Source organism: Corallococcus sp. AB030 (assembly GCF_003668965.1).
Classification (GTDB): Bacteria; Myxococcota; Myxococcia; order Myxococcales; family Myxococcaceae; genus Corallococcus; species Corallococcus exiguus.
Map to the genome: position 1 here is coordinate 1 of NZ_RAWQ01000255.1, position 12,486 is coordinate 12,486.

Sequence of the window (12,486 nt, forward strand, 5' to 3'; positions counted from 1 at the left end):
GCCCCGGCGAAGCCCGCGCGCACCGCGGACCCCCAGTACCTCATCCTGACCGGCGGCTCGCCCTTCCTGCGCGCCATTGGCTCCGTGCGCCGCCCGGACGGTGAAACCCTGCCGGGCTTCGCCAACCTGGCCGTGACCAAGATGTCCGCGGCCCCGCTGCCCACCGAGCCGGGCTCGTACGAGTTCCGCTTCCAGGCCAGCAACGGCACCGGCGACTTCAAGCTCGCGCAGCGCAGCGAAACCGGCGCCCCACGCAACGTGCGCGACTTCGAGATGGCGTCCTCGGGCGGCTTCCAGCTCTACCGCTTCACCATCCCCTGAAGCCCCCCTCACGGCGGCAGGAACCGCGACATCAACGCGAGCCCCGGCGCCTCCAGGGGCACGCGCCCCCGCAGCGCGGAGAACAGCGACCAACCGTGGTCCGCGAGGATGACCACGGCCGCGTCCGCCGCGATGCTGAGCCCCATGAAGCCCACGTAGCCCCCCATCACCGACGAGCGCCACACCACGTCCTTCCCTCGCACCTGGGAGACATTCCATCCCAGGCCGCGCTGGAAGGACCCGGCCTTCACCCGGGGCGCCTGCATCCGGTACAGGGCCTTGGTGAAGGACGTCTCTCCCCGCCCCAGGTTCGTCTCCAGGAAGCGCATCACGTCCCCCACCGTGGAGTGCATCGCGCCGCCGCCCGGGAGCGCCGGGAAGGTCCAGGGCGGCACGGGCTTGCCTTTCGCGGTGTGGCCCTGCAACAGGCGCGGGGCCAGCTCCTCCGTGACGCGCGCCGTGGTGTCCACGAGCCCCATGGGCTTGCAGAGCACGTCCCGCATCAGGTGTCCGTAGTTCAGCGCCATGCGCCGGGAGAGCGCGTGGCCGAGCACGCCCATGCCCAGGAAGGACTCGGACGACGGGCGCGGCGGCGGCTGCCGGGGGTGGTAGTTGCGCAGGAACTCGCCGAACAGGCTCGCGGAGTAGTGCCCGAACGGGTCGTCCGGATTCGCGGGCGCCGCGCCCAGGTTCGGCGGCAGGTGCGGCAACCCGGAGGTGTGCGTCGCCAGCTGCTCCAGCGTGATGCGCTGCGCGACCTCGTCGTTCAAGAGCGACGCGGGAATCATGTTCCCAAGGGGCTCGTCGAGCCGCACGTCCCCCCGCTCCGCCATCACCGACAGGAGCGCCGCCGTGAAGACCTCCGTGAGCGCCCCCAGGGAGAAGAGGGCGTCCGTGGTCGGAGGCGTCCCCTTGCCCCGGAGCCCCTCGACGTGCAGCGCGCCCCGCCACGTCATCGCCGCGCACACGGAGGCAGTCGGGTAGCCGCGCAGGTAGGACCGCAGCTCCGCGTGGAGGAGGTCGGAAGGGTTCGACATGGAGTGGCGCTTTACGGGCCCGCCGCCCGGTGAGGCAAGCCTTCCGGATACGGTTCTGTCAGGCGTCACCGTGCGAGGGCGTCCGCCCCCTGGAAGGCCCCCCTTTCGTCCCGACATGCCGCCCGCGTCCGCGCCCTCCAGCGCCCGCCGTGGCCATGTCAGGCCCCGCGTGTGCTCTCGTCCACGTGGGCCCTTCCCCTGACGAAAGGCCACCTGGATGCCCGCTTCCCCTGCCGTGAAGGCAGTCCTGTTCGGTCGCAACCCGCACCAGCCGGATCCGTTCGACGTGGAGGCCGACGCGGCCGAAGCGCTGGGCGTGGACACGTATCAGGCGGACCTCTCCGCCCTGCTGTCGGGCGACGCGGCGAGGGCGCTCACGGGCGTGCCGGAGCGCGGCCACCTCCGGCTGCTGTACCGGGGCTGGATGCTCACGGAGGAGGAGTACACAGAGCTCGACGAAGCCGTGCGCGCCCTGGGACACCGGCTGGTGACGACGCCTGCGCAGTACGCCGCCGCGCACTACCTGCCCCATTGGTACCCGCGGCTGGCCGGCTACACCGCGCGCTCGGTCTGGACGGAGGGACCGGACGCGGCGGAGGCGTGGCGGTTGGCGCGGAAGCTGGGGCCTCCGCCGTACATCCTCAAGGACCACGTGAAGTCCGCGAAGGAGCGCTGGGCGGAGGCTTGCTTCGTGCCCGCGGACGCCACGCGCGAGGACTTCGAGCGCATCTGCCAGAACCTGCTCGACGAGCGCGGCGACCGCTTCGAGCGCGGCTTCGTGGTGCGCCGCTACCTGCCGCTCAAGGTCTACGGGCGGACGCCCGCGGGCCCCGCGCACCTGGAGTTCCGGCTGTTCTTCGGCGGCGGCCGGTTGATTGCCGCGGAGCCGTACCACGAGTTCGACGTGGAGGTGCCCGACTTCACCGCCTTCGAGTCGCTGGGCCGCCGCATCCCCTCCCCGTTCTTCACGCTGGACGTGGCGATGCTGGAGGACGGCGGCTGGGCGGTGGTGGAGGTGAATGACGGCGGCGTCTCCGGGCTGCCGCCCGGGTTGGATCCGCGCGACCTCTTCGCCGCGCTGCTCGACCCGCGCTAGCCCCCTCGGTGGGGAGGCAGGCTTCCTCCACGAGGAGCCGGTGCTACCGTGCGCGGCCATGAAGGACTCCGTCCGTGCACACCGGGGGCTGCGCAACCGCATCGCCGCCCTCCTCCTCGTGGGACTCACCGCGTGCGGCGGCTGCCAGAAGACGGACGCCGAGCGCGCCGCGAAGGAACGCGCGGAGATTGATCAACGGCTCCGTGACTCCGTCGCGCTCGTGCCCTACCGCGCGCTCAAGCTCACCGTGCGCGCGGACGGGGACCCCAAGGCCCCGGAGGAGGTGGCCATGCTCTGGAAGGCACTCGCCGAAACGCGCGCGCTGCCGGACAAGCCCATCACCGACGAAGCGACGCGCGCGGCGGCCCGCACGTACCTGGACCTGGGCATCGCCTTCTACAAGGCGCGCAAGACGCTCCAGACGCGCGACGAGGACGAGTTCCCCCTGCTGTGGAACCGGTGGGCCTCCGGCGAGTCCCTGCCCCTGCCGTCCTACGACGCGGGCCAGGAGCACGCCTTCCTCGCCGCGGTCCTGCTGGCGCTCGACGCCGCGGAGAAGTCCGACCGCATCCCCGCCACGGAGCTCGTCTTCTACGAACTGTCGCGCGCCAACCCCACCCCCACCTGGCCCGCGCCCCTGCGCGCCGCGGTCCTGGCGAGCCGGGGCGTCGCCTTCTGCCAGGCGGGCTACCACTACGCCGCCGAGGAGGAGTTGACCTCCTTCCTCACCGAAGCGGAGCGCCTGCCACCTGAAGCCTTCCCCGCCATCCAGCAGGGCACGCCCGCGCAGTCGCGGGAGGCGGTGCTCGCGGCCGGGCACTTCCTGCGCGCCTGGAACCGCATGGGCCTGAAGCGCGAGCGCGCCGCCGAGGACGACATCGAACAGGGGCTGCGCTCGCTCCAGACGCTGGGCGTGGAGAACGAGCTGACGTGGTGGGGCTGGGCCTTCATCCACACGCGGCGCGGGCGCTACGAGGAGGCGGCGGCGTCCCTGGACAAGCTCGCGGCCAGCCCCTACCTGGAGGAGACGGAACGGCGCGAGGTGCACGACAACGCGGAGGCCCTGCGCAAGCACGGGGACAGCCTGCCGCTGTTCCAGCAGACCCGCGCGACGCTGCTCCTGGGCCGGACGCTGCTCGCGCGCGCAGGCGGCCTGGAGCACGTGCTCACCGTGCTGCTGGGCCCGGAGCGGGCGAAGCAGCTCTACGCCCCGCTCGTCTGGATGGACCGGGTGCGCCAGCGCACGGCGGCGCTCTCCCCGGAGCAGGTGGCCCAGGGCGCGGGCGAGACGCTCGACCGCGCGCGTGAAGCGGGCAACCGCGGCTGGAAGGCCCTCCAGGAGCGCCTGGACAAGACCACCACCCAGGACACCCCGCCGTGATGCCGGGGTGAATCGCAGGACTCTTCCGGTATATTGCGTTTTCCAACTTAAACCCGGAGGAGTCTGATGAAGCGTCTCCTGTTCGTTGCGATGGCGGTGCTGGGCCTTCAGACGGTGGCGTGTGGCGGCCCGATGGAGGCGGAGGAAATGCTCCAGCCCCAGGAAGGGTCCGAGGTCACGGCCATGGCCGTCTGCACGGCGTCGTGTCCTGGCGGGACGTCGGTGTCCTGCTCGGGCAACCACTGCGAGGCCGTGGAGGGCCAGGCCGTGATGTGCGACGGCCAGTGGAAGAACTGTCCCTCGCCGACGACCGTGTCCTTCTTCTGCGAGTCGACGAACTCGGCCGTGAGCTGCACGGGCTTCAACGCCTACACGCTGCAACCCCTGAACTCCAAGGTGTGCGGCGGCGTTTCGTGCAATGGCGTGGACACGTACTGCCCGGCCTTCACCGACGCGCGCGAGTGCTTCTGAGTCGTCACGGAGCCGCCGCTTCGCCCAGCGCCTTCACGGAGTAGTGCCCCGGGGAGGCGCGGAAGCGGCGCTCCAACCCGCCGGGCTCGAGCACGCCGCGTTCGAACAGGCCCAGCAGGAAGGCCTCGTACGTCCCCGCGCGTGAAGGGCCCGCGCGCTTCAGCTCCTCGTAGAGCACGAAGGCCAGGACGTGCAGGCCGTCGTCGTGGCCGCGGAAGAACTCCGCCCCCGTGAGCGGACGGCCCTCCCTGTTGCGCAGCAGGCCCTCCCGCTCGCTGACGTAGACGTCGATGGCCTCCGCGCAGTCCTCCTCCGTCAGGCCGCGCGCCGTGGTGTAGCCGAACGCGGGGTCATGCTCGCGCACCAGCCGCTGGAAGTAGGGGTCCGCCTCCAGCGCGGACAGCTTCGCGTCCAGTTCTCCCTCGCGCGTGAACGGTGGATGCAGCAACTCATGCACCGCCGTCTTCACGGTGACGTCCGCGGGATAGGTCGCGTCCGTGAGGAAGTTCCACCCCGTCACCCGGATGCCGTGCGGCTTCGCGAACTTCAGGACGTGCGCGCTCAACGCCGCCACCTGGAGCTTCCTGCCCAGCACCGCTTCGTCCCAGCCCACCACGTCGTGCGGCGCCACCTTCGCCGCCAGCCCCGCGATGGCCTGTTCCACCTGTGGCAGGTACTCCGCCCGCCAGATGCGGGGGAACTCCACGCGCTCCAGGAACGCCAGCAGGACGCCCAGGTCCCCGCGCACGTCCTCCATCTCCGCGAAGCCGTCCTCCTTCCCATACGACGTGGCCAGGAAGTCCGCGCGCATCCGGCTCCACGCGGCATCGTCCGCCACCGTCGCCGCCAGGTCCTCCACCGTGGTGGCCTCCGTCACGGAGAAGACCAGCGTCAGGAACGGCCCCACCATCTTGCCGCCCTGCTTCGCCATTCGCTCGGTGAGGTGCGCGAGCGCGGCCTGCTCCCGCGCCCCCAGCAGCGCGGAGAAGCGCTGGAACTCCGCCGGATGGAAGCGCGTGTAGAACGCGTCGCCTCGCAGCAGGTTCAACAGGCACAGCGCGTCGTACGACTCCGACGGACGCAGCACCCACTGCGTGCGTCCGGAGTCCACGCGGCGCACGGCGAGCTCCGGAGCCGCCGGGACGGGCCGGGAACCCGCGCAGGCGCTCCACATCAGCGCTGAGCACAGGAGCGCCACGGTGCGGCGGAAGGAATGCGATGGCAGGGTCATGGCCGGGAGATAGGACCGCCCGCCCCCTGCCGTCTTGGACGAAACCTACCGCGTGGAACCGGATGCACGTCCCGCCAACCGCCGGTACTCCGCCGGGGTGAGGTGCAGACGCCGGCGGAACTCGCGCGTCAGGTGGCTCTGGTCGCAGTAGCCCGCATCGAGCGCGATGTCGCCCAGGGGCCGCTCCGTCTCGCGCAGCGCCCTGCCCGCGCGCTCCAGCCGCGACCGGCGCAGGTACTCCGCCGGGCTGCACCGCCAGGCCTGGCGGAAGGCCCGCCCCAACCGCTGCGGGCTCACCCCCGCCTCCCGCGCCAACGCCGCGAGCGTGGGCGGAGGCCCTCGCACCGCGTCCAGCAGCTCCCGGACGCGCCCCAGCCACGCCGGAGGGCCCGAAGTCCGCACCGGCGCCGACGCGCGCACCGCCTCCGCCAGCATCTCCAGCGTCAGCCCTTCGATGGCCAGCGCCGCCACGTCATCCGCGCGCCGGAACTCCTGGTACACGCGCGCCCCCAGCGTGGCCAGCCGCACCGACGTCAGGTCCACCCGCGGATCCAACCGCGCGACGAGCGCGCTCCGCGACCGCCAGGACGCCTCCGAGAAGTCGATGTTGAAGGTGCGCGTGCGCACGTCCCGGATGCGCTGCGCGTGCTCCAGCCCGGGCGCCTGGAAGGCGACCGAGCGGGCCGTGCACTCCCGCGCGCGGCCCTCCACCACATCCGTGAAGCCCCCCTCCAGCGTGAGCCGGAAGCCGGCGTGCCGGTGTCCATGGGATGGCAACTGGACGCCCGGTGCATACGTGCTCTCCGTGAGCACGAGCCCCTCCACCTCCACTCGCTGAAGGGGCGTGCCCAGGTAACGGCCGAAGTCGAGGACGGGTGCGGAGGTCACACCCCCTTTTTGCATCGGCCAGGGATCCCATTGCATCCCGGGACGCCGATTCACCCCTTCCGAGCGCCAGCCAGCCAGGCGGCGGCAACCCTCGAACGTTGGCCGTGCACGTTCCAAGTCCCCAGCTTTGCTCCAAAGCCATTCTTCCCATCCAAGGAGCCACACCCGATGAAAGCCATCTGCTGGCATGGCCACGGCGACGTCCGTTACGAGTCCGCCCCCGACCCGAAGATTGAAGACCCTCGCGACGCCATCATCCGCGTCACCCGCACCGCCATCTGCGGCTCCGACCTGCACCTCCTGGACGGCTACATGCCGACCATGAAGAGCGGTGACGTCCTGGGCCACGAGTTCATGGGCGAGGTGATGGAGATTGGCTCCGGCGTTACGAAGCTCAAGAAGGGCGACCGGGTCATCGTCCCCTTCAACATCGCGTGCGGCGAGTGCTTCTTCTGCCAGAAGACCCTCTTCTCCCTCTGTGACCGCTCCAACCGCAACGCGGAGATGGCCGCGAAGGTGATGGGCTATTCGCCCTCCGGCCTCTTCGGCTACTCGCACATGCTGGGCGGCTTCTCCGGCGGTCAGGCGGAGTACGTGCGCGTGCCGTACGCGGACGTCGGTCCCCTCAAGATTCCGGACGGCCTCACCGAGGATCAGGTCCTCTTCCTCACCGACATCTTCCCCACCGGCTACATGGCGGCGGAGAACTGCGAGATGGAGAAGGGCGACACCGTGGCCGTGTGGGGCTGCGGTCCCGTGGGCCAGTTCGCCATCCAGAGCGCGTGGATGTTCGGCGCGGGCCGGGTCATCGCCATCGACCACGTGCCGGAGCGCCTGGCGCTCGCGAAGTCCTGGGGCAAGGCGGAGACCATCGACTTCACGAAGCAGGACGTCTACGAGACCCTCAAGGAGATGACCCGCGGCCGCGGCCCGGATCGCTGCATCGACTCCGTGGGCGCCGAGGCCCACGGCACCGGCAGCCTGGACGCCGTCATCGACAAGGCGAAGGCGGCGGTGAAGCTGGCCACGGACCGGCCGCACGCGCTGCGCCAGGCCATCCACTGCTGCCGCAAGGGCGGCAGCCTCTCCGTGCCCGGCGTCTACGTGGGCTTCCTGGACAAGGTCCCCATGGGCGCCTTCGTCAACAAGGGCCTGACCATGAAGTCGGGCCAGACGCACACGCACCGCTACACCCGGCCGCTGCTGGAGAAGATCCAATCCGGCGCCATCGACCCCACGCGCCTCATCACCCACCGCGCCCGGCTGGCTGACGCACCCGCCCTCTACAAGAAGTTCCGCGACAAGGAGGACGGCTGCATCAAGGTCGTGATGACGCCGTAGCCCGTCAGGCCTGCCCCGTCAGCCGGTAGTACGCGTGCGGGCGGCGCCAGCGGATGAAGGCGCGCGCCAGCGCGTTCATGCCCCAATGGATGGGCACCGGATCCACGACGAAGCCCAGCTCGTCCTTGAACTGTTCGAGCTGGGCCGCTTCACGGGCATGCAGTCCGCCCACCAGCGTCCGGGCCCCGAGCCTGCGGCAGAGCTGCGCGAACTCGTAGATGAGGCCGGTGGAGATGTTCGTCGGCAGCGCCCATGTCGCGTAGTAGGCGCTGAAGCCATACGCGACACCGTCCACGATGTAGCCGTCCAGGTAGCCGCCCAGCTTGTCGTCCACCATCCCCGCCAGCACGCACCAGTGGTCGGACGCGAAGTACTGCCGCAGGCCCTTGAGGTACTCGTCCAGCGTGGGGATCTTCTTGTGCTGCGTGCGCGTCAGCGCGTCCCGTACCACGGGATAGCCCTGCTCCAAGAGCAGCGACGGCCCCGTGAGCTGGACGATGCGCACCGTGCGTTGGCACTTGCGCAGCTTGCTGCGCCGGTTCGAGTTCAGCCGGCTCATGTCATAGGTGTCCAGGTCCTTCAGCCGCACCACGGGCACCTTGCCGGTGGCGACGTTCGCCGTCTCCGGCGTCAGCGCCGCGCGGTAGCCCCAGGCCAGCGGCGTGGGCGGCGTGGCCTCGTCCGGCGTCAGCCGCGCCAGCAGGTGCACCGGCTGGAAGAAGCCGGGCGCCCCCGACTGCTCCCAGTAATGCCCCCGGTGGGAGATGACGCGAACGCCCTCTTCTCGCCGGCGCTCGGCGAGCTCCCGCTCCGTGAGACACGTGAAGCGGGCCTCCGCGACATCGCGGAGCTGGGGAAGTGACAGGACCATGGGAACCCCTCAGGCACACAAGAACGTCAGGAACGGGGCGCGCGGTAGGCGGGGAAGAAGTCCTCGCCCGCGTGCCCCTGGGACAGCTGTGCGTATGCCTCCGGGTCGCAGATGAGGTCGTGCGTGTAGAATTGGGACATCGCGTTGGCGAAGCCGCGCTTGAACCGCTCGATGCCGTCACCCGGCCGGACGCCGCCACCCAGGTGGACGGAGGCATCCAGCTTCTCCGCCAGCTCCACCATCACCGGGAACTCGTTCTTCGCCGGTGAGTGCACCAGGTACGCGTCCGCCGTGCCGCCAATGAAGTTGTGCAGGAGCCCGTCGCTCAGCACCACCAGCGCGGAGGAGGCCACCGCCCCGTCCGGCGCGCGCGTCGTCACCAGCCACGCGAAGGGGCAGGTGAAGACCTCCTCGAACCAGTCCTCGCTGAAGTAGTACCGCTCCCCGGCCTGGTTGCGGTCCATGGTCTGCCGGTAGATGGACTTGAGCGCCTCGCGCTGCTCCTGCGTGGAGTCCTTCACCGGCACCGCCGCGCTGACGTAGCCGCGCCGGGCGTTGCGCCGGATGTCCGCGCCGTGGTCGCTGCGGAACTTCACCGGCAGCTTCGGGTCGATGAGACACACCTCCGTGCGCAGCCGGCCGCCCGCGAAGCAGTACGGCCCGCCAATGCGGTCGCGCAGGAAGATGCTGACCAGCTCCGTGCCCCGCCAGTCGATTCCGTCCACTGGCACCTCGGAGAGCCCGTTCAACTCCGCCCCGGGAAACCCATACGGAGAAACCGCGTCCCGGTAGTGCGTCCCTTCGATGGGCCGCACGATGAGCGGCACCCGGAGGGCCCGCCCCTCCCCATCCTCCACGATGAGGCTGTGCGTCACCCCTTCCGCGCGCAGGTGCTGCTCGGAGCGGAAGTAGTCAGACGAAACAGCGCGTTGGCCTCCGTCAGGGACGAGGACGGCTCTCCACGGTGCCACTGGATTCATGGGTTCCCCCCCGGGCGGAAACGAGCGGGCCCGACAACGCCCGAGACAGCCTGAGGGTATGTGAATGGATCCGGGGTCCGTCACCGCCCCCCGGGGTGCAGCGCGGATGTCCTGATTCCAGCGCTTCGCGCCACTCCAGCCCCCCAGGGCAGGGCATGTGTCACCTCGCCAGCGAGGCGTAGCGTCTTCCAGACATTTGGCATTGTTCGGGCTTACGCTCGCACGCTTCCTTCGGAAGATTGCCCGCCCATGAAACACGTCCTGTTATTGGCCGCGGTGTCTTGCCTGAGCGCATGCGCCTGGGGCCCGGGAATGCAGATGGACGAGGATGCCTTCCGGGAGCGCTACGCGGGAAAGGCAGATGCCGGCGCGGACGGCGCCTACGAAATCCTCCCCATCGATGCGTCCCTCCTCAGCCACCAGATGGAGGAGCGCCGGCAGGCGCGGCCCGCGCCCCTGGTGGATCCGCTGGCGCGGGTGGCCACGGACTATGACTACCGGGTGACGCCACACGACGTGCTGAGCGTCATCGTGTGGGACCACCCGGAGCTCACCATCCCCGCCGGCGAGTTCCGCCCCGCGGAGGCCGTAGGCAATCCCGTGGCGGCGGACGGGACCATGTTCTACCCCCACGTGGGCAACCTCCCCGTGGCGGGCAAGACGCTGCGGGAGATCCGGGAGCTGCTCACGCAGCGGCTGGCGAACGTCATCGAGAAGCCCCAGCTGGACGTGCGCGTGGTGGGCTTCCGCGGCCAGAAGGTCCAGGTGACGGGCGAGGTGGTGGCCCCCGGCACCCTGCCCGTCACCGACGTGCCCCTGCGCGTGCAGGACGCCATCGCCCAGGCGAAAGGCTTCTCCACGGAGGCGGACCTGCGCGCCGTCACCCTCAGCCGGGGCGGCACCACCTTCACGCTCGACCTGCAGGCCCTCTACGAACAGGGGGACGTGAGCCAGAACTGGCTGCTCCAGGACGGCGACATCGTCAACGTGGCGGACCGCAGCCGCAACAAGGTCTTCGTGCTGGGCGAGGTCCGAAAACCGTCCTCGCGCGTGATGGTGAAGGGACGGATGACGCTGGCGGAAGCCATTGGCGACACCGAGGGCTTCGACCCGCTCACCTCCAACCCGGGCCGCGTGTATGTCATCCGCGGCAGCTTCGAGCGGCCCTACATCTTCAAGCTGGACGCGAAGTCGCCGGACGCGCTGCTGCTGGCGACACAGTTCCAATTACAACCTCGCGACGTCGTCTACGTCTCCGCGCACGACTTGACGCGCTGGAATCGCATCATCCAGCAAATCCAGCCAACAGTTCAGCTGCTCTGGCAGGCAGTGGATATCGGAGACAGAACCATCATCATCGACAACCCATGACGAGCACCCCCGAACGCGTGACGCCGCCCCGCCCAGGCCCCGGCACGCAGGATGATGAGTTGGGATTGGGCAGGTATCTGGCCATCCTGGGGGAGCGCCGCGGCACCATCGCGGCGTCCGTCGCCCTGGCCCTGGCCCTGGGCGTGCTGTACCTGCTCACCACGACGCCGGTGTACCGGGCCAATGCCATCCTGCGCATCGAGCAGAAGAGCAGCAGCCTGGGCCAGCTGGACGAGCTGATTCCAGACGTGCCCAGCCAGGCGGCCCCTGAGATGGAGGTCCTGGGCTCCAGGGCCCTCCTGGGGCGCGTGGCGGACGCGCTGCACCTGGGCGTGAGCGTGGAGCCCCGCTACTTCCCGGTGGTGGGCGCGGCCCATGCCCGGGCTCACCCGGGCCCGGACCTGGCGGCGGTGCCGTGGTGGGGCGGGGCCTCGTACGCCTGGGGCGGGGAGACGCTCCAGGTGGAGCGGCTGAACGTGCCCGCGGAGTGGGAGGACCTGCCGCTCACGCTCGTGGCGAAGGCGGACGGCGCGTACACGCTGTGGGGCCCGGAGGGCCGCGTCGTGCTCAACGGCACCGTGGGCACCGGCGCCCAGACGGAAGCGCGCGCGCCGCACGAGGTGGAGCTGTTCGTCACCGAGCTGCACGCCCGGCCTGGGACGCGCTTCCAGGTGATGCGCCGCTCGAAGCTCGCGGTGGTGGAGGAGCTGCAGCGCACGCTGCGCATGGGGGAGAAGGGCGCCGGCACGGGCGTGCTCAACCTGACCCTGGACGGGCCCGACCCGGTGATGGCCACCACCACGCTCCAGGCCATCGCGGACACGTACGTGCGCTCCAACGTGGAGCGCCGCAGCGACGACGCGGGCCGCACGCTGTCGTTCCTGGACAGCCAGCTGCCCGGCCTGCGCCAGGGCCTGGAGCAGGCGGAGGCCGCGCTGCGCGACTACCGCGCCGGCAAGGGCGGCGTGGACCTGGGACTGGAGGTGCAGGCCGTCCTCAACCGGAGCGCGGACCTGGACAAGGACATCTCCACGCTCGCGATGGAGCGCTCGGAGCTGCGCCAGCGCTTCACCGAGCACCACCCGCTGCTCCTGGCCACGGAGCGCAAGCTGGCGCGCCTGCGCACGGAGCGCACCGCGCTGGACACCCGGCTCAAGGGCATCCCGGACGCGGAGCGGGTGTCCGCCCAGCTCACGCGCGACGTGAAGGTGGCCAACGAGCTGTACCTCCAGCTGAACAACAAGGCCCAGGAGTACCGGGTGCTCAAGTCGAGCACCATCACCAACGCGCGCATCATCGACGTGCCCGTGGTGACGCGCCTGCCCGTGCGCCCCGCGAAGCCGGACGTGTTCGCGGTCAGCGTGGTGCTGGGGCTGGCGTTCGGCGTCGCGCTGGCCTTCGCGAGCAAGTCACTGCACCCGGGCGTCACCGACCCCGCGGCCCTGGAGTCCGCGCTCGCGGTGCCCGTCCTCGCCAGCGTCCCCACCGGCCCCCGCCG

12 protein-coding genes are annotated in these 12,486 nt (G+C 70.6%); 7 read left to right on the forward strand and 5 right to left on the reverse strand.

Features of this window, described 5'->3' with window-relative positions; translation table 11 throughout:
• The coding region (locus tag D7Y15_RS44955; RefSeq protein ID WP_158629189.1) for a hypothetical protein at positions 1–321 on the forward strand (321 nt) is incomplete at its 5' end.
• A gap of 8 nt (positions 322–329) precedes the next feature.
• On the opposite strand, the gene D7Y15_RS38395 is transcribed toward D7Y15_RS44955, so the two are convergent.
• Complete coding sequence (locus tag D7Y15_RS38395; RefSeq protein WP_121755673.1) at positions 330–1,358, reverse strand: serine hydrolase; 1,029 nt, start codon at positions 1,356–1,358, stop codon at positions 330–332.
• A 217-nt stretch (positions 1,359–1,575) separates the two neighbouring features.
• Here D7Y15_RS38395 and D7Y15_RS38400 point away from each other — a divergent pair, with 217 nt between their 5' ends.
• From D7Y15_RS38400 to D7Y15_RS38410, 3 genes are all read left to right on the forward strand, one after another.
• Entirely contained in the window at positions 1,576–2,454 is an 879-nt protein-coding gene (locus tag D7Y15_RS38400) for an ATP-grasp domain-containing protein (RefSeq protein ID WP_121755674.1), read from the forward strand.
• 58 nt (positions 2,455–2,512) lie between these two features.
• A complete protein-coding gene (locus D7Y15_RS38405; protein WP_199746035.1) occupies positions 2,513–3,835 on the forward strand; it encodes a hypothetical protein in 1,323 nt (440 codons plus the stop codon).
• A gap of 66 nt (positions 3,836–3,901) precedes the next feature.
• Complete coding sequence (locus D7Y15_RS38410; RefSeq protein WP_121755675.1) at positions 3,902–4,306, forward strand: hypothetical protein; 405 nt, start codon at positions 3,902–3,904, stop codon at positions 4,304–4,306.
• Positions 4,307–4,310: 4 nt separating this feature from the next.
• On the opposite strand, the gene D7Y15_RS38415 is transcribed toward D7Y15_RS38410, so the two are convergent.
• A complete protein-coding gene (locus D7Y15_RS38415; protein ID WP_121755676.1) occupies positions 4,311–5,537 on the reverse strand; it encodes a hypothetical protein in 1,227 nt (408 codons plus the stop codon).
• A 45-nt stretch (positions 5,538–5,582) separates the two neighbouring features.
• A complete protein-coding gene (locus tag D7Y15_RS38420) occupies positions 5,583–6,425 on the reverse strand; it encodes a helix-turn-helix transcriptional regulator (RefSeq protein ID WP_233605251.1) in 843 nt (280 codons plus the stop codon).
• Positions 6,426–6,593: 168 nt separating this feature from the next.
• Between D7Y15_RS38420 and D7Y15_RS38425 the strand changes: the two genes are divergently transcribed.
• Positions 6,594–7,766: a zinc-dependent alcohol dehydrogenase gene (locus D7Y15_RS38425; RefSeq protein WP_121755678.1), complete on the forward strand. Its 1,173-nt coding sequence runs from the start codon at positions 6,594–6,596 to the stop codon at positions 7,764–7,766.
• A gap of 4 nt (positions 7,767–7,770) precedes the next feature.
• On the opposite strand, the gene D7Y15_RS38430 is transcribed toward D7Y15_RS38425, so the two are convergent.
• Both D7Y15_RS38430 and D7Y15_RS38435 read right to left on the reverse strand, forming a co-directional pair.
• Complete coding sequence (locus D7Y15_RS38430; protein ID WP_121755679.1) at positions 7,771–8,637, reverse strand: hypothetical protein; 867 nt, start codon at positions 8,635–8,637, stop codon at positions 7,771–7,773.
• Between the two features lie 26 nt (positions 8,638–8,663).
• Positions 8,664–9,617: a GNAT family N-acetyltransferase gene (locus tag D7Y15_RS38435; protein WP_120580593.1), complete on the reverse strand. Its 954-nt coding sequence runs from the start codon at positions 9,615–9,617 to the stop codon at positions 8,664–8,666.
• A 249-nt stretch (positions 9,618–9,866) separates the two neighbouring features.
• Between D7Y15_RS38435 and D7Y15_RS38440 the strand changes: the two genes are divergently transcribed.
• Both D7Y15_RS38440 and D7Y15_RS46665 read left to right on the forward strand, forming a co-directional pair.
• Positions 9,867–10,988 carry a polysaccharide export protein gene (locus D7Y15_RS38440; protein ID WP_121755680.1) on the forward strand — a complete coding sequence of 374 codons (1,122 nt, stop codon included), beginning with the start codon at positions 9,867–9,869 and terminating at the stop codon, positions 10,986–10,988.
• On the forward strand, positions 10,985–12,486 hold a 1,502-nt coding region (locus D7Y15_RS46665), incomplete at its 3' end, for a GNVR domain-containing protein (protein WP_121755682.1). The genes D7Y15_RS38440 and D7Y15_RS46665, both read left to right, overlap by 4 nt.

What these genes read in the sequence shown, in the direction of transcription:
- D7Y15_RS38430 (WP_121755679.1), bottom strand. Translation starts at nt 8,637, where the DNA reads ATGGTCCTGTCACTTCCCCAGCTCCGCGATGTCGCGGAGGCCCGCTTC.
- D7Y15_RS38395 (WP_121755673.1), bottom strand. Translation starts at nt 1,358, where the DNA reads ATGTCGAACCCTTCCGACCTCCTCCACGCGGAGCTGCGGTCCTACCTG.
- D7Y15_RS38415 (WP_121755676.1), bottom strand. Translation starts at nt 5,537, where the DNA reads ATGACCCTGCCATCGCATTCCTTCCGCCGCACCGTGGCGCTCCTGTGC.
- D7Y15_RS38410 (WP_121755675.1), top strand. Translation starts at nt 3,902, where the DNA reads ATGAAGCGTCTCCTGTTCGTTGCGATGGCGGTGCTGGGCCTTCAGACG.
- D7Y15_RS38435 (WP_120580593.1), bottom strand. Translation starts at nt 9,617, where the DNA reads ATGAATCCAGTGGCACCGTGGAGAGCCGTCCTCGTCCCTGACGGAGGC.
- D7Y15_RS38440 (WP_121755680.1), top strand. Translation starts at nt 9,867, where the DNA reads ATGAAACACGTCCTGTTATTGGCCGCGGTGTCTTGCCTGAGCGCATGC.
- D7Y15_RS38400 (WP_121755674.1), top strand. Translation starts at nt 1,576, where the DNA reads ATGCCCGCTTCCCCTGCCGTGAAGGCAGTCCTGTTCGGTCGCAACCCG.
- D7Y15_RS38425 (WP_121755678.1), top strand. Translation starts at nt 6,594, where the DNA reads ATGAAAGCCATCTGCTGGCATGGCCACGGCGACGTCCGTTACGAGTCC.
- D7Y15_RS38405 (WP_199746035.1), top strand. Translation starts at nt 2,513, where the DNA reads ATGAAGGACTCCGTCCGTGCACACCGGGGGCTGCGCAACCGCATCGCC.